Below are 21732 nucleotides of genomic sequence, written 5' to 3' on the forward strand. Positions count from 1 at the left end.
TGACCTCAGTCCCAGCTCAGTCCGCCGCGGCGCCAGATGTATGCGTAGGCGACGAACACCGTCAGCATGAACAGCAGCATCTCCACTACCGCGAATACCCCCAGCGATTCGAAGGAAACGGCCCAGGGGTACAGGAAGACGATCTCGATGTCGAAGACGATGAACAGCATCGCGGTCAGGTAGTACTTGACCGGGAACCGCTGGCCGGTCGTCTCGTGCCCCGGCGAGCCCGGCGCCATCGGCTCGATGCCACATTCGTAGGCCTCCAGCTTGGCCCGGTTGTACCGGCGGGGGCCGATGACCAGCGCAATTCCGACCGAACCCACCGCGAACGCCGCGGCGATCGCGCCGAGTACCAGGATGGGGATGTAGACGTTCATGCGTTCGTCATGCCCTGTGAGGCTCCCTCGTCGAGCTGTCGATGTGAGCTGGCCCACAGCTTAGCTCGGTTAACGGAACGGCCGCCGCATTTTGGCTAGGATCATGATCAGTTCCTGACGTTCCCGCGTCACATCGGCGTTGACGCGAAGAGTGAACGGCCACAGGCCATTTCGTGCTGGTTAACGCACGGTTTCACCGCTGTGGAGACAGCACCGCCACCACTGCCTCGCCGAGGCGGATCGGGTCGATCGGGTGGGGCACCGCCGCCTCCGCGCGCGACCAGGACGCCAGCCAGGCGTCGTCCGGGCGGCCGGTGAGCACCACGATCGGCGGGCAGTTCGCGACCTCGTCCTTGAGTTGTTTGGCCAGCCCCATCCCGCCGGCCGGAGTGGCCTCGCCGTCGAGGATGGCCAGGTCGATCCCGCCCGCGTCGACGGAACTCACCACGACGGGTGCCGTCGCCACATCGAGATAGGTCAGGTCGGGCAGGTCCGGGTGAATGCGCCGCCCCAGCGCCGTGCGCACCTGGTCGCGGGTGTTGGGGTTGTCGCTGTACACCAGGATCTTGAGCGCGGAGTCGGCCACCTGCCCAGGCTACGACAGTACGGTGACCAGGTAGGTCGGGTTCTGCCTACTCGTCGGCATAACCCGGATGAGCCACGTCGAGCCGATGTCGCACCAGCGCCCGCAGGACGGGCTCGAGTTCCGGACCGCGGCCGTCGAAATCCCCGTCGCGGATCGCGCGAGCCAGAGCCTGCTCGTCCTCGAATCCCAACAGCGCGGGTCCCGCGCCCTGTTGCGACAGTTCCCGCTCGACGATCCGGAGCGCGTTCGCGGCGACGCGGGCATGGAAGTTGACGGCCCCTTCGGTGGCGCCGCGAACCTCCGTCTCCAGGAACTCGGCGACAGCAGCGACCAGTTCGGCCGCGGTGGGGCGGTAGTGGCTCATCGGGCCTCCAGCAAGTTGAGCAGGTCCCATTCGGTCTCGCACACGCGCCGGCCGATGGTGGCCAACTCCACTGACCTGACGTGCCCGGACAGGTGCCGCTGCGCCTGATAACGGCAGATGATGCCCCAGCGCAAGGTGGCGGACACCAGCCACCAGTGAAAGGTTTTGCGGTCCAGAGTGATTCCGCTGAAGTGCTCGTAGGCTGTCAGGAAGTTCTCGATACCGCCCAGGCCACCGGCGTCCAGCGTGCGCGGCGCACCGAAGCGCCAGGCCCGAATGCAGAACCAGGCCAGGTCCTCGGCACGCGAGCCCAGATGGGTGAGTTCCCAATCCAGCACCGCCGCCAGCCGGCTGCCGTCGACGATCAGGTTGCCCATGCGGAAGTCGCCGTGAACCAGCACAGCATCGCCGGTGTCCGACGGCTGATTACGCGCCAACCAGCGGAAGGCCCACTCGAAGGTGGCTGTGGTGTCGCCGATCTCGTCGAGCTCGCGACGCCACGAACTCAGTTGGTCTTCGCTCGACAGCCCGATGCCGGTGGGGTCGGCGCGGTGGATCGCCGCCAGCGCTTCGGCACATTGCCCGAGAAGAGTGGCCCGGCCGTCGTCGTCGAGTGCTCGCTGGATCTTGCGGACGATGGTCTCGCCGGGCACGAAGTCGCACACCAGGAACGGATTACCCAGGGCGCCAACTGAATTGCTGGCCGCCAGTATGCGCGGCACCGGTGCGCCCGCTGCCGCGGCCCGGGACAATGCGGCGGCCTCCAGTTCCATGCCGGCATGGATCTCATCCGGTGGCCCGACGCGCAGGATCAACGCGCGGGCCCCGGTGGCGGTGACCGCATCGAACGCCCACGTCGCGCGGCTGGCCCCGCCGGTCAGCTCGTGCAGGTTCTGGACGTCGACCTTCCCGAGGCCCGGCGCCAGCACTCGGGCGACTGCCGCGGCGTCGATCACTTGCGCCCGAACTTCAGCATCCGCTGCGCCACCCGGCGAATCTGAATCTCTTCCGCACCTTCGGTGATCCGGTAGCGGCGGTGGTGTCGATAGATGTGCTCGAACGGCTCGTGCCGGCTGTAGCCGACGCCGCCATGGATCTGCATGGCCCGGTCGGCAGCCTCGCACACCAGTCGGTTGGCTCGGTAGTTGGCCATCGACACCTTGTCGGAGACCTCCATGTGGTGGTCACGATCCAGATGCCAGGCCGCGAAATACACCAGCAGCCGGACCATCTGGGCCTCGGTCTGCAATTCGGCGAGCGGCCACTGCACGGCCTGGTTCACCGCCAGCGGCTTGCCGAACACCACGCGCTCGCCGGCGTACTGCGCGGCGCGGTCGATGCAGTACTGCGCGGCGCCCAGACTGCTGGCGGCCTGGCGAATGCGGTTCTCGTGCAGGAACGTCTGGCCGACCTCCAAGCCGTGGTCCACCTCGCCCAGCACCGCATCTTCCGGCACGCGAACATCTTTCAGTTCGACCTCACCGTGGTCGCTCGGCATGTTGAACGTCCACCAGTAGTACGGCACGGTGAAGCCCGGGGTGTCGGTGGGGACCAGGAACGCGGTGATCCCGACTGCCTGACCGGGCTCGCCCGAGGTCCGCGCGAAGATCAGGTCGTGCGTGGCCCGGTGGACTCCGGTGTTCCAGCGCTTGCGGCCGTTGATGATCCAGCCGTCGCCGTCCCGGACGGCAGTGGTCTCGAGCCAGGTGGCGTCGCTGCCGTGGTCGGGTTCGGTGAGCCCGAACGCCATGGATCGCTCGCCGGTGATCATGGCCTCGACCCATTCGGCTTGCTGCGCCGCGGTGCCGAATCGGCTCATCATGATGACCTGCGGGAAGTTGCCGACTATCGACGATTCGTCCTGCAGGTCGTTGTGGAGCCCAAGCCCCTTGTGCGCCAGGTGTTCCCGGATGACAGCCATGTCCAGATTGGTGCCGTCGCGGCCGCCGAACTCGCGGGGCAGGCCGTACCGCAGCCAGCCGGCGGCGTCTGCCCGCCGGCGCATCTCGTCGAGCAGGTCCTCCCATTCCCGGGCCGGCACACCGCCGTTCTCCAGATCGGTGCGGGCGAATTCCCGTCGTCGGTCGAAGTACTGCAGGTTCTCCCGTTCCAGCGGCTTGATCTCTGCCTCGATGAAGGCATCCATCTCAGCCAGTAGGCCCGGAAGGTGTTCCGGTAGCGCGAAATCCACGGTGATCTCTTCTTTCGGTCAGAAGCCGTACAGGGTTTTCTTCCAGATGGTCGACAGCGTGGTGATGGCATCCTCGTCGCTGATCCGGAGTTCGGATCCGGGGCTGCCGACCACCACCACGGTGAAGTTCTCGAACAGCAGCGCGATGGCGGCGGCGATGTGTTCGGGGTTGAGGCCCTCGGCGTAACCCTGTGCGGCAGCGTGGCGTACCGAGTCGGCGACCATGTCCATGCCGAAACGACGGAACTCGTGCTGCACCTTGGCGAATCGCGGTTGGGTGGCGCCCAGTTGGGCGACCGCGATCATGATGCCGATGTTCTGCTTGAAGAGGTTCCAGTACCCCGTCACGACCGTGGTGAAGTAGTCGGTGTCCTCGGGCGATTCCGGCAGCGGCACACTCATGCCCGAGGGGGTGACGATGTCGTGCAGGAACGACTCGGCCAGTGCGGCCAGTAGGTCTTCCTTGTCGTTGAAGTAGCGGTAGAACACCGCCGACGACTTGCCCGCGGCCGACGTGATGTCGGCCAGCGTGGTGCCGTGAAAGCCGCGCTCGGCGAACAGCTTCCGCGCCGCCAGCTCGATGGCCTCGCGGGTCTGGCGGCCCTTGGCGGTCAGGGTGTCGGTCGGCATGCTCAGTCCAGGAGCCGGTCGCCGGCGCGCAGGAGCGCGCTGGGCAGTTCATGGCCGACCACCCGCTGTGCCACCATGGCCGCGTCGATGGCCAGGTTCAGGTCGATACCGGTGTCGATGTCGCTGTCCCGCAACAGATAAACCAGATCCTCGGTCGCGATGTTGCCGGTCGCGCCGGGTGCGAACGGGCAGCCGCCCAGCCCACCCACCGACGCGTCGAGTCGGGTGACACCGGCCTGCACGGCGGCGTAGGCACTGGCGAGGCCGGAGCCCCGGGTGTTATGGAAATGGGCGCCGAGCGGCAGGTCCCCGATGACCGGGCGGACCCGGTTGATCAGGTCGGCGACGCGCCGCGGCGTGGTGGTACCGATGGTGTCGGCGATGGCGACCCGGTCCGCACCGAATTCGCTTGCTGCCACTGCGATCTCAACGACTCTGCTCGGGTCGGTCGGTCCATCGAAGGGACAGTCCCATGCGGTGGCGATGATGACCTCGGCGCTGGCTCCGCTGTCGTGGGCCAGTCCCACGATGTCTGCGATCAGGGCCGTGGACTCGGCCGTCGACCGACCGACGTTGGCCTGGCTGTGGCTGTCGGCGGCGGACACCACGTACTCCAGGGACAGTATGCCGGCGGCCAGCGCGCGGCCCGCGCCACCCGGCCCGGCCACCAGTGCCGAGAATTCGACATCCGGAAATGCGGACAGCGCGGCTGCCACTTCGGGGGCGTCGGCCAGCGCCGGCACCTTGGACGGCGACACGAACGCCGTTGCCTCGACTTCCTTCACCCCGGTGGCGACGATGGCTTCGAGCAGTTCGAGCTTGGCCGACAACGGGATCGGGTCTTCGAGTTGCAGGCCGTCACGCAGGCAGACCTCGCGGACGGTGACGAACGCCGGTAGGTCTGTCACAGCACACCCTCCGCACGCAGCGCGGCCAACTGCTCGCCTTCGAGACCGAGCAGCCGGCCGAACACCTCCTCGTTGTCCTGACCTGGCCGCGCCGAACCGCCGTTGCGGATGGTTCCGGGCGTGTCCGACAGCACCGGGACGACGCCGGGGCCCTTGACATTGCGTTGCACGCGTTCGTCCCAGTGGTCGGCGATCATGTTGCGCGCCTGCAACTGTGGGTCTTGCACCACTTCGGCGACAGTGTTGATGGGTCCGCTGATCACACCGGCCTCCGACAGCGTGGCGATGATGTCGTGGGGCTCACGCTGCGCTGCCCAGTCGCCGATGATCTTGTCGAGTTCGTCCTGGTTGCGGCCCCGCGCCAGATGGTCGACGAACCGCTCGTCGGTCGCCAGCTCCGGGCTGCCCATCGCCTGGCACAGCCGGCGGAACACCGTGTCCTGGTTGGCCGCGATCACCACCCAGCTGCCGTTGGCGCTCTGATAGATGTTCGACGGCGCGATGCCTTCGAGCCGGGTGCCCGACGGTCCACGCACCACGCCGCCGATGTCGTAGTCCGGAATGGTGGATTCCTGGATGGCCAAACAACTTTCGGTGAGTGCCGTATCCACGACCTGCCCCTCGCCCGTGACGCTGCGCCGGTACAGCGCGGCGAGCGCGCCTTGCGCGGCGAACATGCCGGCGAGGCTGTCGCCCAGCGACAACGCGAGCCGCGGGGGAGGACCGCCGGGGAAACCGTTCATGTGGCGCAGCCCGCTCGCCGCCTCGGCGACCGACGCGTATCCGGCCTTGCCGGCGTCCGGGCCCGTCTGTCCGTAGCCCGACACCCGCACCAGGATGATGCCCCGATTGTGCGCGCGCAGAACGTCGTAACCCAGGTTCCATTTCTCGAGGGTGCCCGGCCGGAAGTTCTCGACGATGACATCGGACATCTCGACGAGTTCGAGGAACAGTTCCCGGCCGCGTTCGGTGCGCAGGTCCAGCGTCACGGCTTTCTTGTTGCGCGCGTGGACCGTCCAGAAGAAGCGGTGTCCGTCGAGTTCCGCCTGGCCCCACGTCCGTAAGGGATCGGGCGAGGACGGCAACTCGATCTTGAGGACCTCGGCGCCCATGTCGCCGAGCAGCCGGCCGGCGAACGGGCCGGAGATCAGCGTGCCGAGTTCGAGCACCCTGATGCCGTCCAGAGCCCCCGTCGTCACAGCGAGAACCCCTGTCGATGCAGCCAACCGGTGCAGATGCCGACGGCCTGTCGCAGCGTGCCGCGCTGATCCGGCCCCGAGTAGTAGTGGTTGGCGCCGGGAATCTCGTGCATCTCTTTGTCCGGATGCCCGATGGCCTCGAACAGCCGCCGGGTGTGGCTGGGCGTGCAGGCGTCATCGGCGAGGTTACCGATCACCAGTGTCGGCACCGCGATGTCGGGACCCGCCTTCACGGCGTCACCGTTGGCATCGTCGTAACTCCATTGCGACAGCCAGCTGCGCAGCGTACAGAATCGGGCCAGGCCGACGGGGCTCATGTTCACCACTTCAGGATCCCCCAGATAGCACTGCCCCGGGGTGCGTTCGTTGGGATCGACCGTCGGGTCGAGCCAACGCGGGTCGGCCATGGTGCCGTGCACGACGAACGCGAACTCGTCATCGGGGCGGCCGGCGGCCTTCAGTTCCGCGAGTTTTTCCTTGACCCACTTGGTGATTCGCCGGTTCCGGGCGACCTGTGCCTCGTGGTACCGCGCCAGGAACTCGGGGGTGTACGGCGGTCGGTTCGGGTTGTCCGGGTTGTAGAGATCGAGTTCCGGGTCGCGCTTCGACGGGTCGTTCTCATCGAGGATGGAGGCATCCATCCACTCGGTCATGGTGCCGTGGCGACTGATGTGGGCGGCCAGCAGCATCAGGCCGTCCGCCGGGATCAGGCCCAGCTTGGTCAGGTCGGGCCCGTCCCCCGAGGGGCTGGCGGTCACCGTCGGGTGTTGCGCCTGCTGCTGGTAGAACACCGACAGCGAGCCGCCGCCACTCCAGCCGGCGAGGACCACCTTCGAGTAGCCCAGCCGGTTCTTGGCGTCTTTGATGCACTCGCCGAGGTCCTCGACCACCTTCTCCATCAGCAGCGCGGAGTCGGTGCCGCGGAACCGGCTGTTGCAGTAGATGACGTGGTGGCCGGCGCGGGCCAGCGCGTTGATCATCGGCAGGTAGGCACCGCCCCCGATGGGGTGCATGAACACCAGGACCGTGTCCGACGGCTTGTCTTTGGGCTTGAGCAGATAGCTCTCCAACACGACGAGTTCGGCGACGCCGCCGTACACATCTCGGACCGCCGAGTTGTTCTGGTACGCAACCAGATACGGGATGCGGTCGTAGTCGTGCTTCACAGGCGCTTCAACAGTCATCAGTGTTGCCCCAGATCGTTGGCGAGGATTTCGGCGGATGGTGTGAGACGTCGGCGCGTGTCGATGGCGATCACCGACCAGTCGACGCGGTCGTATTGGTCGAACTTGCGGCGGGCACGCTCACGTGCGGCTTCCGGTGCACCGTGGTGAACCCCTTGCGGCGCATGGGAGACCAGTCCGGGTGGCATCGGGATGCCGTAGAGCGAGCCGGAGTGGAAGAACGCGATCTCGTCGTAGTCGACGTTGCGGTGATACCAGGGGGTGCGCTCGGTACCCGGCACGCTCTCGGCCGGCTTGGGCAGGAAGTTCATGACGTAGACGCCGGTCGCCTGCATGAACAGGTGCACCGTCGGCGGCAGGTGCACGCTCTCGGAGGTGATGACGGTGTAGTCCTCGATGTTGAAGGTGAACGGGAAGTTGTCGCCCCGCCAGCCCTCCACATCGAGCGGATTGTGTTGGTAGAAGAGCGAAGTCGGTCCGCCGTCGTGGTAGAGCCGGACCTCGTATTCGTCCCGCCCGTCGTCGTCGATCGGTTCCGGTTCGGGGATGGTGACCTGCGCCGGGTCGAACGGGAAGTGCCGTCCCAGCGTGCCTGCCGGCGGCACCCGGAAGTCGTCGGTGGCCTGGATCATGAGCCAGGTGGACTCGTCATCGGGCACCTGCCGGAACGTGCACGCCTTGGGGATGTAGACCCAGTCGCCCTCGCGGTAGCGCAGCGGGCCGAACTCCGTCTCCAGCAGCCCAGAACCCTTGTGTACGAACAGGAGTAGATCACCGTCGACGTAGCGGACGAAGAACGGCATCTCCGTGCTCCGCCGGCTCAGCAGCACCTGGCAGTCCGCGTTGGAGAACATCAGCAGGGGAGCGCCCTGGGGATCGGCCGCGTCGGACGGTTTCAGTTCGGACGACAGCACGTCGGTGGGCCGCAGCGGCCCGACGGTGCGGTAAGCGGTCGGATCGTTGCGCCGGTACATGTTGGCGGTACGGCCGACGAATCCGCCGCGCCCGAGTTCATCGTCCTTGAGTCCGTCGAGGTCGGCGTGTACCCGCTTCGGGGTCCTGCCTTTTCGCAGGTGGACGAATGATTCCATGCTGGACTCCTCGAGGATCGGGCAGCAAAACTGAAAGTGACATTACTTTTGGTTTTCCGTGGAGGCAAGGGTGAATCGGTCTGCTGCTCAGATCATCGACGTGCGCGGGATCTTCATGCCGAGTGCGAGTGCGCCGGCCAGCTCCCGGCTGGTGTCGTAGTCGAACACGACGTGCCCGGCCAGCACGTCGACGTCGCGCTTGAAGCGTTGCATCGGGCTGGACAGGAAATGGATGCTGGCTCCGCCGGCGCCCATGAGCTCGCCGATCACCGCGCGTGATTCGGTGACGATGTGTGCGGCCGCCAGCCGCGCCTGGGCCCGCACGGGTTTCTCGACGGAATCACCGGCGACGACGATCGCCTCGATCTCCCCGACAGTGTCGGCAAGCAGGGCGCGCAGTGACCGCAACCGGACCTGCGCTCCGGCCAAGTGCGCCTGGGCAATCGGCTTGTCTTTCTGCATGACGCCCTCGTACGGCAGTACCCGCTCGGCCAACCGCTGCGCGTAGCTCTCGGTCACCCGCTCGGCGCTGCCCAGGGCGGGCATCGCCGCGAGCAGGGCCAGTGCCGGCACCATGGGCCAGCGGTAGGTGGCACTGTCGTGCAGTCCCGCGCCGGGCGCGGTGCCGGCATAGATGTCGGTCACCTTGACCAGCCTGTGCTCGGGCACGAAGACATCCGCGGCGACGACGTCGTTGGAGCCGGTGGCGCGCATCCCGTCGGTGTGCCAGACGTCCTCGACGCTGACGGCGCTGATCGGCAGGAGCGCGAGGGCGGGGTAGATGCCGTCATCCGGCCCACACAGCGCGGCGACGATGATCCAGTTGCCGTGCATGACCCCGGTGGCCCAGGACCAGCGCCCGGTCAACCGGATGCCGCCGTCGGCCGGCAGGCCTCTGCCAGTCGGGGCCAGTGGTGCCGGTGCCAGGAAGGGCCGGCTGTCGAACGCCTCCTGCTGGGCCTGCTCGCCGAACAGCGCCAGCATCCAGTTGTGCAGCGTCAGGAACCCGATGGTCCAGGCGCTCGAGGTGCAGCCGTGGGCGAGGCGGCGCACCGGATCGAGGATCTCGGGGAACGGTGCTTCCTGTCCGCCGAAGCGTGCGGGCACCAGAAGCTCGGTGAAACCGGACGCGATCAGATCGCTCACGGTGTCGTCGGGGAGGCGTCGGAGTTTTTCGGCCTCGGCGGCGCGTTCGCCGAGTGCGGTGACGAACCCATCGGTGATGCCGGCCTGCGTGTTCAACATGCGCCGGACCGTACCATACCTTTTGGTATGGAGGTCAGGTCGCGAGCATCAGGTCGAGGAATCGTTCGCTGCGAGCAGCCAGCCGCGGATGCGGGGAGTCACCGGACAGGTGCAGGAATCCGATGCCGACGGCGAAGGTGGCGTCGGCCCGCAACTCGGCCTCGTCGGCGTCGAATCCGTAATCCTCGAACGCGCGCCGGACCGCGGCGAGAATGCGCCGGTCCGCGGCACGCACGCTCTCGGCGACGGCCTCATCCGAGCGCGCCCACTCCCGCATCGCCCGTTCCAGCGTCCAATGCCTGGGGCTGACCAGCGAATTCATCATGCGGACCAGTCGGTCGCGCGGGGCCAGGGCGCCGATCTCCTCGATCTGGCTGCGGTCGGCGTCACGCAGCTCGCCCCAGCCCTGGATGAGAGCTGTCCGATAGGCGGCGATATTGGTGAAATGCCAGTAGAAGCTGCCTTTGGTGACCTTCAGTCGAGCGCACAACCGGTCGATTTTGAGGGCCTTCAGGCCCTCTTCGGCCAGGATCGCGTACCCGGCCGCGCGCCAGTCGTCGATCCCCAACCGGCCGCCGGCTCGGGCGTCCGGCAGCTCGTCGACATGGTCCCGATCGCTCGTCACAAACGGCAGCCTACGGCCGCATGAACGCCGCGCGGCTTTGCGTCAGGGTGGTAGCTGAACGGTACGAAGTCCGCAACAACCTGGTCTCAAGCCGGAATCGGGGGTTCCTCGGCGTGTCCAGCGCGTGTTTTACTGCCCACATACAACTGAATCATTCGGTGCGTTCAGTTCCCGTACCAGGCTGAGCCGCCGCACACGGCTGCGAGTAATCGCGGCTGTGCCACCAACGCCGTTCGAGCGCGTGGAGTGGGCACGATACCCGGTACCTGATACTGAAATGGGATTGTGAATGTTCGTTGACAAGCTTCGCGGCCGCTGGGCGCGCAGGGTCGCCGGCGCCGTCTCGGCCGCCGCCCTGCTCCCGGGTCTCATCGGACTTGCCGGCCAGACAGCGACCGCCGGTGCGTTCTCGCGCCCCGGCCTGCCGGTCGAATACCTCCAGGTGCCGTCGCCGTCCATGGGCCGTGACATCAAGGTGCAGTTCCAGAGCGGTGGCAACGGTTCGCCTGCGGTGTACCTGCTCGACGGTCTGCGCGCACAGGACGACTACAACGGCTGGGACATCAACACCGCGGCCTTCGAGTGGTACCTCGGTTCCGGTCTGTCGATCGTCATGCCGGTCGGCGGTCAGTCCAGCTTCTACACCGACTGGTACAAGCCGGCGTGTGGCAAGGCGGGCTGCTCCACCTACAAGTGGGAGACCTTCCTGACCTCGGAGCTGCCGCAGTGGCTGCAGGCCAACCGCGAGGTCAAGCCGACCGGTAGCGCCGCCGTCGGCCTCTCGATGGCCGGCTCGTCGTCGATGACCCTGGCGATCTGGCACCCCGACCAGTTCATCTACGCCGGTTCGATGTCGGGCTTCCTGAACCCGTCCGAGGGCTGGTGGCCGTTCCTGATCAACGTCTCGATGGGCGACGCCGGTGGCTACAAGGCCGACGACATGTGGGGCTCGACGGGCGACCCGAACAACGCCTGGCAGCGCAACGACCCGATGGTCAACATCCCGCGGCTCGTCGCCAACAACACCCGCCTGTGGGTGTACTGCGGTAACGGCAACCCGAGCGAGCTCGGTGGCGACAACGTGCCGGCCAAGTTCCTCGAGGGCCTGACCATCCGCACCAACCGCACCTTCCAGGACAACTACCTGGCCGCGGGTGGCAACAACGGCGTGTTCAACTTCCCCGACAGCGGCACCCACGACTGGGGCTACTGGGGCCAGCAGCTGCAGGCCATGAAGCCTGACCTGCAGCGCGTGCTGGGCGCCAACCCGTCCTCGTAACCTCGACAGCAAACAGGCCCCGGGAGCAATCCCGGGGCCTGTTTGCTTGTCGCGGTGCATGATTGGACCATGACGGTCCACGCCGGCCCCTTCGATGAGCACCTGCCGGACCCGAAAGACATGCTCACCTGGAGTCCGGCCGAACGGGTGATCGGATTCCGTAACAGCTACCGCGCCTACCCCGGCAGTGTCTTCCGGTCGAATACCGCACGGCCGCTGCCGGTTTCGGCCGCACCACTCACCGATGTGGCGTACGAGTTCGGCGGCGTGACCCGCCACCTTGCCGACTACCTGGCGCGGCAGAGCGCCACGGGACTGCTCGTGCTCAAGGACGGCCAGATCGCGTACCAGTACCTGGGCCGCGGCAATACCGCCGCGACGCTGTGGACATCGCGTTCGGTGGCCAAGTCCGTCGTCTCGACGCTCGTCGGCGTAGCGGTCAAGGACGGCGCGATCGCGGCAGTGGATGACCCGTTGACCCGATACGACCCGACGCTGGCCGGTACCGCGTGGGACGGCGTGAGCATCAGGCAACTGATGTAACACACCTCCGGGGTCCAGTGGAATGAGGACTACACCGACCCCGATTCTGAATTCTCCCAGCTGACCCGATACGAGGCCGGCGTCGACGTCTACCCCGCGGTGTCGAATCTGGTCCGAAACCTCAAGCGCAGAAACGGTATTGAGCCCGGGCAACTCTGGTCCTACAACAGCGGCGGCGCCTGGCTGCTGGGGGACCTGCTCGAGAAGGCGGTCGGCATGCCGCTGAGCCGGTATCTGGAACAGAAGATCTGGATCCCGTGCGGGATGGCGGCCGACGGGGTCTGGCACTCCTACGAGGGGCACGACACCGGGGCGCACGGCTTCAACGCGACACTGGCGGACTGGGGCCGGTTCGGCCTGTTCGTCCTGGGCGACGGGGTGTTGCCCAGCGGAGACAAGATTCTGCCCGACGGATGGGTGCGGGACTCATCGGAGTGGTGTGCGGCGTCGGTGTCGCCGGACCATCCCAACGGCGTCTACGGCTATCAGTGGTGGCACAACGAACTGCCACAGGGCAGCGAAAAGCCCAGCGCAGCCGACGGTGAGTGTCTTTGGGCGCTGGGCATTTTCGGTCAGATGATCGCGATCAACCGGCGGGAGAACCTCGTGATGGTGCAGTGGTCCACCTGGCCGGTGGCCGAACCGTCGTTCAGTGCGCAACCGGGGGAGGCCGCAGTGATGTTCGCGGCACTCGCGACAGCGCTCCGGTAGCCCGGCCGAGGGCGGGCCACCGGAGCAGCGGTCACTTGAGCTGTGCCGACGACAGGCCCAGCAGGCGTCGCGCCACGACGAGCTGCTGAATCTGCTGCGTGCCCTCGAAGATGTCGAGAATCTTCGAGTCGCGGGCCCACTTCTCCAGCAGGGTGGTCTCCGAATAGCCGGTGGTTCCGGCCAATTCGACGGCCTTGAGCGTGACGTCGGTTCCCATGCGCCCGGCCTTGGCCTTGCTCATGGACGCTTCCTTCGAGTTCGGGATCTTGTTGTCGGCCTGCCAGGCGGCGCGCAGCGACAGCAGGTACGCGGCCTCCCAGTCGGACTCCATGCGGAGGAACTCGGCGGCCGGTGCGCTCTGGGCGTGGGCCGGCTTGTCGTACGAGATCTCGATGCCCGCGTCGGTCAGGATCGCCCGCAGCTCCTCCAGGGCGGCACGGCCCACGCCGATCGCCATGGCGGCCACCATCGGGCGGGTGTTGTCGAAGGTCTCCATGACCCCGCCAAAACCCTTGTCCACCTTGACCTCCGGATCGCCCAAGAGGTAATCCTTCGGGACCCGGCAGTTGTCGAAGCGGATGACCGCGGTGTCGGAGGCCTTGATGCCCAGCTTGTGCTCCAGGCGTTCGACGATGACGCCGGGGTGCTCGCGCGGCACGACGAACGACTTGATGGCGGCACGGCCCAGCGACTTGTCGACCGTCGCCCACACCACGATGTGGGTGGCGCGCGAGCCGGCGGTGACGAAGATCTTCTCCCCGTTGATGACGTACTCGTCACCGTCGAGCACAGCGGTGGTGGTGACCGCCGCGGAGTCGGAACCGAAGCTGGGCTCGGTGATGGCCATGGCGGCCCACACCTTGCCCCACTTGGACAGCTGGTCCTTGGTGGCGACCGCGGAGATGGCGGCGTTGCCCAGGCCCTGGTAGGGCACGGTCAGCAGCAGGGCGACGTCACCCCAGCTGACCTCGAGCGCGTTCAGCAGCGCAGACATGTTGGCGCCGTTGACGTTTGCGTGCTTGCTCTTGGATTCGTTGGCCGAGAAGCCGGCGCCGGCCACCGAGACGGTGTTCGACTCCTGCACGCCCTCGAACAGGCTGGCCAGGGTGTCGAGCTCGGACGGGTAGGCGTGCTCGGCGAGGTCGTACTTACGGGAGATCGGGCGGAGCATCTCGGCGGCGCCCTGATGTCCCTTTTCCGCGACTGCCTTCAGTTTGCGGGGCAGTTCCAGATTGATTGCCATGATTGGTCTTTCGGGTGAGTGGGAAGAGTTCGGCGATTCAGGCGACTACAGGACGACAACACCCTCGGCGACGCCGAGTGCCCGCAGATCGCGGTACCAGCGCTCAACCGGGTGTTCCTTGGTGTAGCCATGGCCACCGAGCAGCTGCACGCCATCGAGGCCGATCTGCATACCCTTGTCGGCGGCGAACCGCTTGGCCAGGGCGCCTTCACGAAGGAAGGTCATGCCCTGCTCGGCGCGCGAGGCACCGCGCCAGACGATCAGGCGCAGGCCGTCCAGTTCGATGGCGATGTTGGCGCACATGAACGCCACCGCCTGGCGGTTGGCGATCGGCTCGCCGAATGCCTGGCGCTCCTTGACGTAGGGCACCACGTAGTCGAGCACCGCGTGCGAGGTGCCGACTGCCAGTGCGGCCCAACCCAATCGGGACAGCGCGATGGCTTCGGAGTAGTCGTTGTCGGTCGCTTCGTCCTCGCCCAGGCGGTTGGCCAGCGGCACCGCGACGTTGTCCAGCTCGATCTTGCCCAGGGCCGCGGCGCGGATGCCCATGCTCGGGTCGGCCGTGATCGACAGCCCCTCCGAGTTGGACTCGACGATGAACAGCGCAGGCTTGCCGTCGAGCTGCGCGCCGATGATGAACAGCTCGGCGTCGGCGGCGGCCGGAACCAGGGACTTGACGCCGTTGAGGCGGTAACCGCTGGGGGTGCGGACCGCGGTGGTCCGCAGCGCGGTCGGGTCGAACAGCGCATGCGGTTCGGCGATCGCGACGCAGGCCTGCGGCACGTTCTCGCCGGCGAACGACGGCAGGTAGGTGGCCTGCTGACCAGCGCTGCCCCAACGGGTCAGGGCCGATGTCACGCCGCCGGGGGCCAGGATCGGCAGGGCCAGACCCATGTCGCCGTAGGCGAGGGCCTCGGCGACCAGTGCCGTGGTGACGGTGCTCTGGGAAGCGGCGATGCCGTCGAACTCCTCGGGCACATTGAAGGCGGTGATGCCGAGTTCGGCCGACTTGGCGATCAGATCGGCCGGGTAGGCCGCAGCCGCGTCGGCGTCATGAGCGGCCGGCCGCAGGATCTCCGCGGAGAACTCGCGGACGGTGTCCACGATCATCTGCTGGTCTTCGTCCGGATTCAGGTCGAAGTAATCCGAGCCGCCCGGCTTCAGGCGCGTCGGGGCGCCGTTCACTCCGGGAATGCGCTTGAACGTCCGGCCCGCCGCGCCGGCAGTGGAGAACGCCGTCTTGATGCCGTACTTCAGACCGCGGTTCATGGGATCCCGCAGGTTGTACTTGTCCAGGAACTCCTGCCCGACAAAAGGTGTGATCAGCGCCAGACCGATGTCGGTCGCTGTCCGCTTGTGTCGCTGGAGTCCGATGGCGCTCTCCGGGCCCTTGCGCACCGGGCGCTGGGCGGAGCCGGCAGATGTGCCGTTCTGAGGAAGGGTGTTGGTCATTTCGACAGCCTCGCGTCGTTGGGGCAGTGCGTTATGACCGTATCTTACTCCGGAGTAAGGTACGACGCTCGTGTTATCAAATTCACATTGGCGGGCCAGGTGATTTGTGCACGAAAACCCGCGCTGACCGCGGAAAATCGTGCACAAATCCCGGGTCAGGCGAGGGCGGCGAGCACCTTTTCGTGCAGCGATCCATTGGTCGCCACCGCGCTGCCGCCGTGCGGACCGGGCGCGCCGGCCAGGTTCGTGAACGCCCCGCCGGCCTCCCGGACGACGACGTCCAACGCGGCCAGATCCCAGAGTTTGACCTCCGGTTCGACGGCGATGTCGACCGCACCTTCGGCGAGGAGGCAGTACGACCAGAAGTCGCCGTACGCCCGTACCCGCCACACCGCGTCGGTCAGGGCGACGAAGGCGTCGCGCCGGTCCTCCCAGCCGGTGGTCAGATCGGAGTAGGACAGGCTCGCCGCGTCCAGTGCGTCGACACCCGATACCGAGATGGGCCGCGTCCGCCCGCCGAACGAACTGAACGCACCTGCGCCGGTGCCGGCCCACCAACGGCGGCCGAGAGCCGGCGCGCTGACGACGCCGACGACCGGCACCCCGTCCTCGAGGAGGGCGATCAACGTCGCCCACACCGGCACGCCGCGGACGAAGTTCTTGGTGCCGTCGATCGGGTCGATGACCCACTGCCGGCCCGCGAAAACCGCTGTGCCCCCGTATTCTTCGCCCAACAGGGCGTCGTCCGGCCGGGCCGCGGCCAACGTCTCGCGCAGCACCCGCTCCACGGACTGGTCGGCATCGGTCACCGGCGTCAGGTCCGGCTTGGTCTCGATGCGCAAGTCCAGCGCGCCGAAGCGATCGAGCGTCACGGCATCGGCCTGATCGGCCAGTTTCAGGGCAAGGTTGATGTCGTCTGCGACGCTGCTCATGCGCAATCCGCCTTCGCTACTTGCTGGGGAGTCATGGGTGCAGTCCTACCATGAGTATGTGTGGGAATTCGTCGTGCTCATTGTCTTGCTCGGAGCGCTCGTACTGCTGGCCGCCCCATGGCTTCGGCGGACGCGGAGCGGGGAGAGCGGGACGCTGCTGATCACCGGCGTCAGTCCGCGCCCCGATGCCACGGGGGAGCAGTTCGTCACCGTCGCCGGCGTCATCAACGGTCCCAGCGTGAATGAGCACGAGGTCTACGGCCGGATCGCGATCGACGTGGCCGAGTGGCCCGCGGTGGGCCAGCTGGTGCCCGTCGTCTACTCGCCCAAGAATCCCGACAACTGGAACTTCGCGCCGCACGCGCCTCAGCCGTAGTCGTCCGGCTGGTCACGGTCCCACTCTCGCCGCTATTCGGTTTGCTCAGCATCGTCGTAATTTTCCCGCAAATCGGTTATTTCGAGCATTGTCCTGTGCTAATAGATGGATGGTGCGATCACGCAGCTATCGCATCGAGCTTGCTAGCCGCGCTCGCGGGCAGTGCTCGGATTCGACCGTGAAGGGGACAACACACACATGCCCAAGTCTCAGATGTCGTCGACCGCTAGGGCCACCAGGATGATCGGAGCCGGCCTGGCAGCAGGCGGATTGCTGCTGCTGGCACCGGCCGGCGTGGCATCAGCGGATGGCGGGCCGCTCGACGGGCTGGGCAGCGCGGTGGGCGGTGAGCTCGGTTTCACGCAGCACTTCGCCACCCACAACATCGGCGGACTCGCGGGCATCGCCGCGATCAACGCCGGCGGCCTTCAGGCCGGCGTGGGTTCGCTGAGCTCCGGCGTCCTGTCGGGGTCGACGGCCACGTCGTCGCTTCTCAATTCAGGGGGCAATCTGACGACGTTCGCGGTGCAGGGCATCCTGCGTCCCGGTCACTAGGCGGCCGAGTGAGCACCCGCTGCGGGGAGCGCGCGGCCGGTCAGCCGTGCGCGACCCGCAGCATCTCCGTCACATCGGTCAGCTTCACGCGCGGCCGGTTCTGGCCCTCGCCGGCTGACCGCTCATGCGCGTCGATCAGGCGCCAGTGGTCATTGGTGACCAACGCGGGCTGCCGGGACCGGAACCAGGCCTGCAGGTCCTCGGTGTGGGTGGGCGCGAAGTCGGCCAGCTCGGCACCGCAGATGTCCTCGATCAGGGTGTTGACGGTGTCCTGCGAGTCCTTCTTGTTGCTGCCGATCACGCCCGACGGCCCGCGCTTGATCCAGCCGACGACGTACTCGTTGCGACTGCCCTCGACCCGGCCCTCGGTGTGCGGGATGGTCGCGGCGCGCTCGTCGAACGGCAGGCCCGCGGTCGGGACGCCGCGGTAGCCCACCGCGCGCACCACCAGCTGGGCCGGCAGTTCTTCGCGGTGGCCGCTGTCCTTGGCGACGATCCGGCCGCCGTCGTCGACCAGATCGTTGTGGCCCAACACGATTGACTCGACGCGCTGGGCACCCTTGATCTCGATGGGCGAGGTCTGGAACTTGAACACGATGCGGCGTTCGCGCCCGAGGGCGCCGCGTTCGGCGTAGCCGCGCAGAATCTTGATGTTCTGCCGCACGGTCTTGCCCGCCGCTTCCAGGTCCGCGTCGGTGATGCTGTCGACATCGGCCGGGTCGACGATCACGTCGACGTCGGCCATGGCCGCCAGGTCGCCGAGCTCGCGCAGTTCCAGCGTCGTGAACGGCGCCTGCAGTGGGCCGCGCCGGCCGATGATCACGACCTCGCGGACGCCGCGGGCGCCGAGGGCCGTCAGCGCGTGGTCGGCGATGTCGGTGGCCGCCAGCTCGCCCGGATCGCTGACGAGAATGCGGGCCACGTCCAGCGCCACGTTGCCGTTGCCGACGACCACGGCCCGGTCCTGCGTGACGTCGGGATTCATGGCAGCGAAATGCGGGTGCGCGTTATACCAGCCGACGAAGTCGACGGCAGCCACGCTGCCTGCCAGTTCTTCACCGGGGATGCCGAGCGGGCGGTCGGACTGGGCGCCGATGGCGTAGATGACGGCGTCGTACCGCTCCGCGAGCTCGGCGGCCTGCACGTGCTCACCCACGGTGATGTTGCCGAAGAACCGGAACCGGGGATCGTCGGCCACCTTGTCGAACTGCGCCGTCACGGTCTTGATCTTCGGATGGTCGGGAGCCACGCCGGAGCGCACCAGCCCCCAGGGCGTGGGCAGCATCTCGAGCATGTCGATGCGCACCTCGACCGGGTCATCGGTGGCAGCCTTGGCATCGGCGAATTTCAGCAGTGAGCGAAAAGACGGGCCGGATCCGACAACCGCCACATGGCCACATGGTAAGGGCGCATATGTATGGTTTGCCTTCTTGTTCTGCTCAGTGCGCGCAAGGGGCTGTCGCGACGCGGCCGAGCGGGTTACACGGCGATGCTAAACCGGTCTAAGCGATCAGGGCTTGCAATGTGAAAGTCCGTCTCACTGGTCGGTACCCTCATCCTTTGTGGACCTCGACCGTCAAGCCGACATTGCCGCCCTCGACAGCACCCTGACGACTGTGGAGCGGGTGCTCGACGTCGAAGGTCTGCGCGCGCGAATCGCCAAACTCGAAGACGAGGCATCTGATCCCAAGTTGTGGGACGACCAGGCCAACGCGCAGAAGGTGACGAGCAGCCTGTCGCACGCACAGGGCGAGCTGCGCCGCGTCGAGGAGCTGCGCGGACGGGTCGAGGACCTGCCCGTGCTCTACGAGCTGGCCGAGGAGGAAGAGGGCGCGGCCAAGACCGACGCGATCGCCGACGCCGACGCCGAACTGGCCAAGTTGCGTGAGGACATCGAAGCGCTCGAGGTTCGAACGCTGCTGTCGGGGGAATACGACGAGCGGGAAGCTGTCGTCACCATCCGCTCCGGCGCCGGTGGCGTCGACGCTGCCGACTGGGCCGAGATGTTGATGCGCATGTACATCCGCTGGGCCGAGAAGCACGGGTATCCGGTCGAGGTCTTCGACACGTCGTATGCAGAGGAGGCCGGCATCAAGAGCGCGACCTTCGCCGTGCACACGCCATTCGCCTACGGCACGCTGTCGGTCGAGCAGGGCACCCACCGGCTCGTGCGGATCAGCCCCTTCGACAACCAGAGTCGCCGTCAAACGTCATTCGCCGACGTCGAGGTGCTGCCGGTCGTCGAGACCGCCGACTCCATCGACATCCCCGAAGGTGACATCCGAGTCGACGTCTACCGCTCCAGCGGCCCGGGCGGTCAGTCCGTGAACACCACCGACTCGGCGGTCCGGCTCACGCACATCCCGACCGGCATCGTCGTGACCTGTCAGAACGAAAAATCGCAGCTGCAGAACAAAGTTTCCGCGATGCGAGTGCTCAGCGCCAAGCTGCTGGAACGCAAGCGCCAGGAAGAGCGCGCCGAAATGGACGCCCTCAAGGGCGACGGCGGCAGCTCCTGGGGCAACCAGATGCGCTCGTACGTGCTGCACCCCTACCAGATGGTGAAGGACCTGCGCACCGAGTTCGAGGTCGGCAACCCGGCCTCGGTGCTCGACGGCGATATCGACGGCTTCCTGGAAGCCGGAATCCGCTGGCGCAACCGAAAAGAAGATGACTAATTTTTCTCTGATTGCCGCGAGCCAACCGGAGTCGCTCGGTTGGTGGGCCCAGCAGTGGCACGACTTCTGGCGGGGCTCGATCGGCGAATGGATCATCACCCGCGGGCTGCGGATCGTCATGCTCGTCATCGCGGCGATGCTCATCGCGCGATTCGTCGGCTGGCTGACGCACCGGGTCACCGCCCGCATCGATGAACGTTTTCAGGAGAGCGACGCGCTCGTCCGGTCGGAGACCACCAGCACCGGCAGGCTGTCGCCTCGGTGATCTCGTACGTGGCCATCGGCCTGGTGTCGGTGGTCGTGCTCGTCGACGTCATCGAAATCCTCGGCATCCCCATCGGTTCGCTGGTCGCACCCGCCGCCGTGCTGGGCGCCGCGCTGGGCTTCGGTGCCCAGCGCATCGTGCAGGACCTACTCGCCGGGTTCTTCATCATCACCGAGAAGCAGTACGGCTTCGGTGACCTCGTCGCACTGACCGTCAGCGGTATCACGGTGCCGGCCGAGGGCACCGTCGAAGACGTCACGCTGCGCGTCACCAAGCTGCGCTCCAGTGATGGCGAGGTGTACACGATCCCGAACGGGCAGATCGCCAAGACCGTCAACCTGTCCAAGGACTGGGCGCGCGCGGTGGTCGACATCCCGGTGCCCACGACGGCCGACCTCGGCAAGGTCAACGATGTGCTCGGCCGGGTGTGCGAACGCGCGATGGAAGACCGCCAGTTGCGCACGCTGCTGCTCGACAAACCGCAGTTGATGGGTGTGGAGAGCATCGAACTGGACACCGTGAACTTGAGAATGGTGGCGCGCACACTGCCCGGCAAGCAGTTCGAGGTCGGCCGGCGACTGCGGGTGATGGTCGTGTCGGCCTTCGGCCGGGCCGGTATCGAGAGTCCTGCCGACCACGAGCCTGAAGTGGAGGCCATGGTGCATCCGGCCACCGCTGCCGGCGCCGCGGACGAGACCCAGGGGCCGGGGGGCGAGCGATGATGAGTGCGCTGTCCCGCATCGCCGTCAAACGCGCTGACCGCGCCTGGCCCGCATACATCCTGGGGCGGTTCCGGACGTCGACGGTCGGCCTGATCGTGGCCTTCTTCGCCGCGTACTGGCTGCACCAGACCTATGCACCGCCACCGCCTCCGCCGACGCCGCCGCCCGCGGTGGTGCCTCCGGGCTTTGTACCCAATCCCGAGTACACCTGGGTGCCGCGCACCGATGTGAACACCCGCCCGCGGACAACGCCCCGGTCGACGCCGACGGAGACTCCGACCGAGACGACCGAACCGACGACGACCACGACGACAACGACGACGTCGAGCACGACCAGTTCCACCACGTCGGCGCCGCCCACCACGACGGTCATCACCCCGGCGCCGGGACTGCCGCCGGTCACGCTGCCGTTGCTGCCCGGCATGGCTCCGGCACCGACGCCGGCTCCCGCACCGTCGCCGCCACCGGGGCCGCTCCCGGCCGCGGCGCCGCCCGACGGCCCGGTCACGACCACCATCATTTCGCCCGGTGCGGCACCGGCGGCGAGCTAGCAGCAACAGCCTCAGGCGTCAC

At 67.1% G+C, this 21732-nt stretch carries 21 protein-coding genes and 2 pseudogenes; 7 read left to right on the plus strand and 16 right to left on the minus strand.

Annotated features, from left to right (window positions below; all coding sequences use genetic code 11):
• Positions 1-5: 5 nt before the first annotated feature.
• From G6N46_RS28050 to G6N46_RS28105, 12 genes are all read right to left on the minus strand, one after another.
• Positions 6-380: an NADH-quinone oxidoreductase subunit A gene (locus tag G6N46_RS28050; protein ID WP_043400785.1), complete on the minus strand. Its 375-nt coding sequence runs from the start codon at positions 378-380 to the stop codon at positions 6-8.
• A gap of 193 nt (positions 381-573) precedes the next feature.
• Positions 574-966: an Rv3143 family two-component system response regulator gene (locus G6N46_RS28055; protein WP_135357290.1), complete on the minus strand. Its 393-nt coding sequence runs from the start codon at positions 964-966 to the stop codon at positions 574-576.
• A gap of 46 nt (positions 967-1012) precedes the next feature.
• Complete coding sequence (locus G6N46_RS28485) at positions 1013-1330, minus strand: DUF6285 domain-containing protein (RefSeq protein ID WP_163693083.1); 318 nt, start codon at positions 1328-1330, stop codon at positions 1013-1015.
• The gene (locus tag G6N46_RS28065; protein ID WP_220098082.1) at positions 1327-2286 is read right to left on the minus strand and encodes a phosphotransferase family protein; all 960 of its coding nucleotides are present in this window, start codon (positions 2284-2286) and stop codon (positions 1327-1329) included. The genes G6N46_RS28485 and G6N46_RS28065 overlap by 4 nt, the downstream gene beginning before the upstream one ends.
• The gene (locus G6N46_RS28070; RefSeq protein WP_138249939.1) at positions 2283-3521 is read right to left on the minus strand and encodes an acyl-CoA dehydrogenase family protein; all 1239 of its coding nucleotides are present in this window, start codon (positions 3519-3521) and stop codon (positions 2283-2285) included. The genes G6N46_RS28065 and G6N46_RS28070 overlap by 4 nt, the downstream gene beginning before the upstream one ends.
• Positions 3522-3539: 18 nt before the next feature.
• Positions 3540-4151 carry a TetR/AcrR family transcriptional regulator gene (locus G6N46_RS28075; RefSeq protein WP_061002982.1) on the minus strand — a complete coding sequence of 204 codons (612 nt, stop codon included), beginning with the start codon at positions 4149-4151 and terminating at the stop codon, positions 3540-3542.
• 2 nt (positions 4152-4153) lie between these two features.
• Entirely contained in the window at positions 4154-5059 is a 906-nt protein-coding gene (locus tag G6N46_RS28080) for a hydroxymethylglutaryl-CoA lyase (protein ID WP_061002984.1), read from the minus strand.
• Positions 5056-6258: a CaiB/BaiF CoA transferase family protein gene (locus tag G6N46_RS28085; protein WP_061002986.1), complete on the minus strand. Its 1203-nt coding sequence runs from the start codon at positions 6256-6258 to the stop codon at positions 5056-5058. The genes G6N46_RS28080 and G6N46_RS28085 overlap by 4 nt, the downstream gene beginning before the upstream one ends.
• Complete coding sequence (locus G6N46_RS28090) at positions 6255-7442, minus strand: alpha/beta hydrolase family protein (RefSeq protein ID WP_138249938.1); 1188 nt, start codon at positions 7440-7442, stop codon at positions 6255-6257. Before G6N46_RS28090 ends, G6N46_RS28085 begins: the two co-directional genes overlap by 4 nt.
• Positions 7442-8533, minus strand: coding sequence for a homogentisate 1,2-dioxygenase (locus G6N46_RS28095; protein WP_061002990.1), 1092 nt, complete (start codon positions 8531-8533; stop codon positions 7442-7444). Before G6N46_RS28095 ends, G6N46_RS28090 begins: the two co-directional genes overlap by 1 nt.
• Before the next feature lie 87 nt (positions 8534-8620).
• Positions 8621-9778 (minus strand): acyl-CoA dehydrogenase family protein, encoded by a 1158-nt coding sequence (locus tag G6N46_RS28100; RefSeq protein WP_138249937.1) that lies wholly within the window; start codon positions 9776-9778, stop codon positions 8621-8623.
• Positions 9779-9812: 34 nt separating this feature from the next.
• Positions 9813-10403 carry a TetR/AcrR family transcriptional regulator gene (locus G6N46_RS28105; RefSeq protein ID WP_061002992.1) on the minus strand — a complete coding sequence of 197 codons (591 nt, stop codon included), beginning with the start codon at positions 10401-10403 and terminating at the stop codon, positions 9813-9815.
• A 289-nt stretch (positions 10404-10692) separates the two neighbouring features.
• Here G6N46_RS28105 and G6N46_RS28110 point away from each other — a divergent pair, with 289 nt between their 5' ends.
• Positions 10693-11682 carry an esterase family protein gene (locus G6N46_RS28110; protein WP_138249936.1) on the plus strand — a complete coding sequence of 330 codons (990 nt, stop codon included), beginning with the start codon at positions 10693-10695 and terminating at the stop codon, positions 11680-11682.
• A gap of 120 nt (positions 11683-11802) precedes the next feature.
• A pseudogene (locus G6N46_RS28905) lies at positions 11803-12936 on the plus strand (serine hydrolase domain-containing protein).
• Between the two features lie 31 nt (positions 12937-12967).
• Here G6N46_RS28905 and G6N46_RS28120 read toward each other — a convergent pair.
• The 3 genes from G6N46_RS28120 to hisN form a co-directional block, all read right to left on the minus strand.
• Positions 12968-14179, minus strand: coding sequence for an acyl-CoA dehydrogenase family protein (locus tag G6N46_RS28120; protein WP_138249935.1), 1212 nt, complete (start codon positions 14177-14179; stop codon positions 12968-12970).
• 45 nt (positions 14180-14224) lie between these two features.
• Positions 14225-15631, minus strand: coding sequence for an acyl-CoA dehydrogenase family protein (locus G6N46_RS28125; RefSeq protein ID WP_138249934.1), 1407 nt, complete (start codon positions 15629-15631; stop codon positions 14225-14227).
• A gap of 155 nt (positions 15632-15786) precedes the next feature.
• Positions 15787-16563, minus strand: coding sequence for a histidinol-phosphatase (gene hisN, locus G6N46_RS28130; RefSeq protein WP_138249933.1), 777 nt, complete (start codon positions 16561-16563; stop codon positions 15787-15789).
• A 58-nt stretch (positions 16564-16621) separates the two neighbouring features.
• On the opposite strand from hisN, the gene G6N46_RS28135 reads away from it, so the two are divergent.
• Positions 16622-16939, plus strand: a complete 318-nt coding sequence (locus G6N46_RS28135) for a hypothetical protein (RefSeq protein ID WP_138249932.1) — start codon at positions 16622-16624, stop codon at positions 16937-16939.
• A gap of 240 nt (positions 16940-17179) precedes the next feature.
• Positions 17180-17494, plus strand: coding sequence for a hypothetical protein (locus G6N46_RS28140; protein ID WP_138249931.1), 315 nt, complete (start codon positions 17180-17182; stop codon positions 17492-17494).
• Positions 17495-17534: 40 nt separating this feature from the next.
• Here the strand turns inward: G6N46_RS28140 and G6N46_RS28145 are convergent, their stop codons facing one another.
• Positions 17535-18884, minus strand: coding sequence for an FAD-dependent oxidoreductase (locus G6N46_RS28145; RefSeq protein WP_163693091.1), 1350 nt, complete (start codon positions 18882-18884; stop codon positions 17535-17537).
• 172 nt (positions 18885-19056) lie between these two features.
• Here G6N46_RS28145 and prfB point away from each other — a divergent pair, with 172 nt between their 5' ends.
• The 3 genes and pseudogenes from prfB (at position 19057) to G6N46_RS28160 (ending at position 21710) form a co-directional block, all read left to right on the plus strand.
• On the plus strand, positions 19057-20172 hold the full coding sequence (gene prfB, locus G6N46_RS28150) for a peptide chain release factor 2 (protein ID WP_061004617.1): 1116 nt from the start codon (positions 19057-19059) through the stop codon (positions 20170-20172).
• A pseudogene (locus G6N46_RS28155) lies at positions 20165-21159 on the plus strand (mechanosensitive ion channel family protein). Before prfB ends, G6N46_RS28155 begins: the two are co-directional and overlap by 8 nt.
• Positions 21159-21710, plus strand: a complete 552-nt coding sequence (locus G6N46_RS28160; protein ID WP_138249928.1) for an Rv3103c family proline-rich protein — start codon at positions 21159-21161, stop codon at positions 21708-21710. Before G6N46_RS28155 ends, G6N46_RS28160 begins: the two are co-directional and overlap by 1 nt.
• The last annotated feature ends 22 nt before the right edge of the window (positions 21711-21732 follow it).

Source organism: Mycolicibacterium phocaicum (genome assembly GCF_010731115.1).
GTDB lineage: Bacteria > Actinomycetota > Actinomycetes > Mycobacteriales > Mycobacteriaceae > Mycobacterium > Mycobacterium phocaicum.

What these genes read in the sequence shown, in the direction of transcription:
- G6N46_RS28100 (WP_138249937.1), bottom strand. Translation starts at nt 9,778, where the DNA reads ATGTTGAACACGCAGGCCGGCATCACCGATGGGTTCGTCACCGCACTC.
- G6N46_RS28110 (WP_138249936.1), top strand. Translation starts at nt 10,693, where the DNA reads ATGTTCGTTGACAAGCTTCGCGGCCGCTGGGCGCGCAGGGTCGCCGGC.
- G6N46_RS28120 (WP_138249935.1), bottom strand. Translation starts at nt 14,179, where the DNA reads ATGGCAATCAATCTGGAACTGCCCCGCAAACTGAAGGCAGTCGCGGAA.
- G6N46_RS28140 (WP_138249931.1), top strand. Translation starts at nt 17,180, where the DNA reads ATGATCGGAGCCGGCCTGGCAGCAGGCGGATTGCTGCTGCTGGCACCG.
- G6N46_RS28090 (WP_138249938.1), bottom strand. Translation starts at nt 7,442, where the DNA reads ATGACTGTTGAAGCGCCTGTGAAGCACGACTACGACCGCATCCCGTAT.
- G6N46_RS28095 (WP_061002990.1), bottom strand. Translation starts at nt 8,533, where the DNA reads ATGGAATCATTCGTCCACCTGCGAAAAGGCAGGACCCCGAAGCGGGTA.
- G6N46_RS28125 (WP_138249934.1), bottom strand. Translation starts at nt 15,631, where the DNA reads ATGACCAACACCCTTCCTCAGAACGGCACATCTGCCGGCTCCGCCCAG.
- hisN (WP_138249933.1), bottom strand. Translation starts at nt 16,563, where the DNA reads ATGAGCAGCGTCGCAGACGACATCAACCTTGCCCTGAAACTGGCCGAT.
- G6N46_RS28050 (WP_043400785.1), bottom strand. Translation starts at nt 380, where the DNA reads ATGAACGTCTACATCCCCATCCTGGTACTCGGCGCGATCGCCGCGGCG.
- G6N46_RS28485 (WP_163693083.1), bottom strand. Translation starts at nt 1,330, where the DNA reads ATGAGCCACTACCGCCCCACCGCGGCCGAACTGGTCGCTGCTGTCGCC.
- G6N46_RS28160 (WP_138249928.1), top strand. Translation starts at nt 21,159, where the DNA reads ATGAGTGCGCTGTCCCGCATCGCCGTCAAACGCGCTGACCGCGCCTGG.
- G6N46_RS28075 (WP_061002982.1), bottom strand. Translation starts at nt 4,151, where the DNA reads ATGCCGACCGACACCCTGACCGCCAAGGGCCGCCAGACCCGCGAGGCC.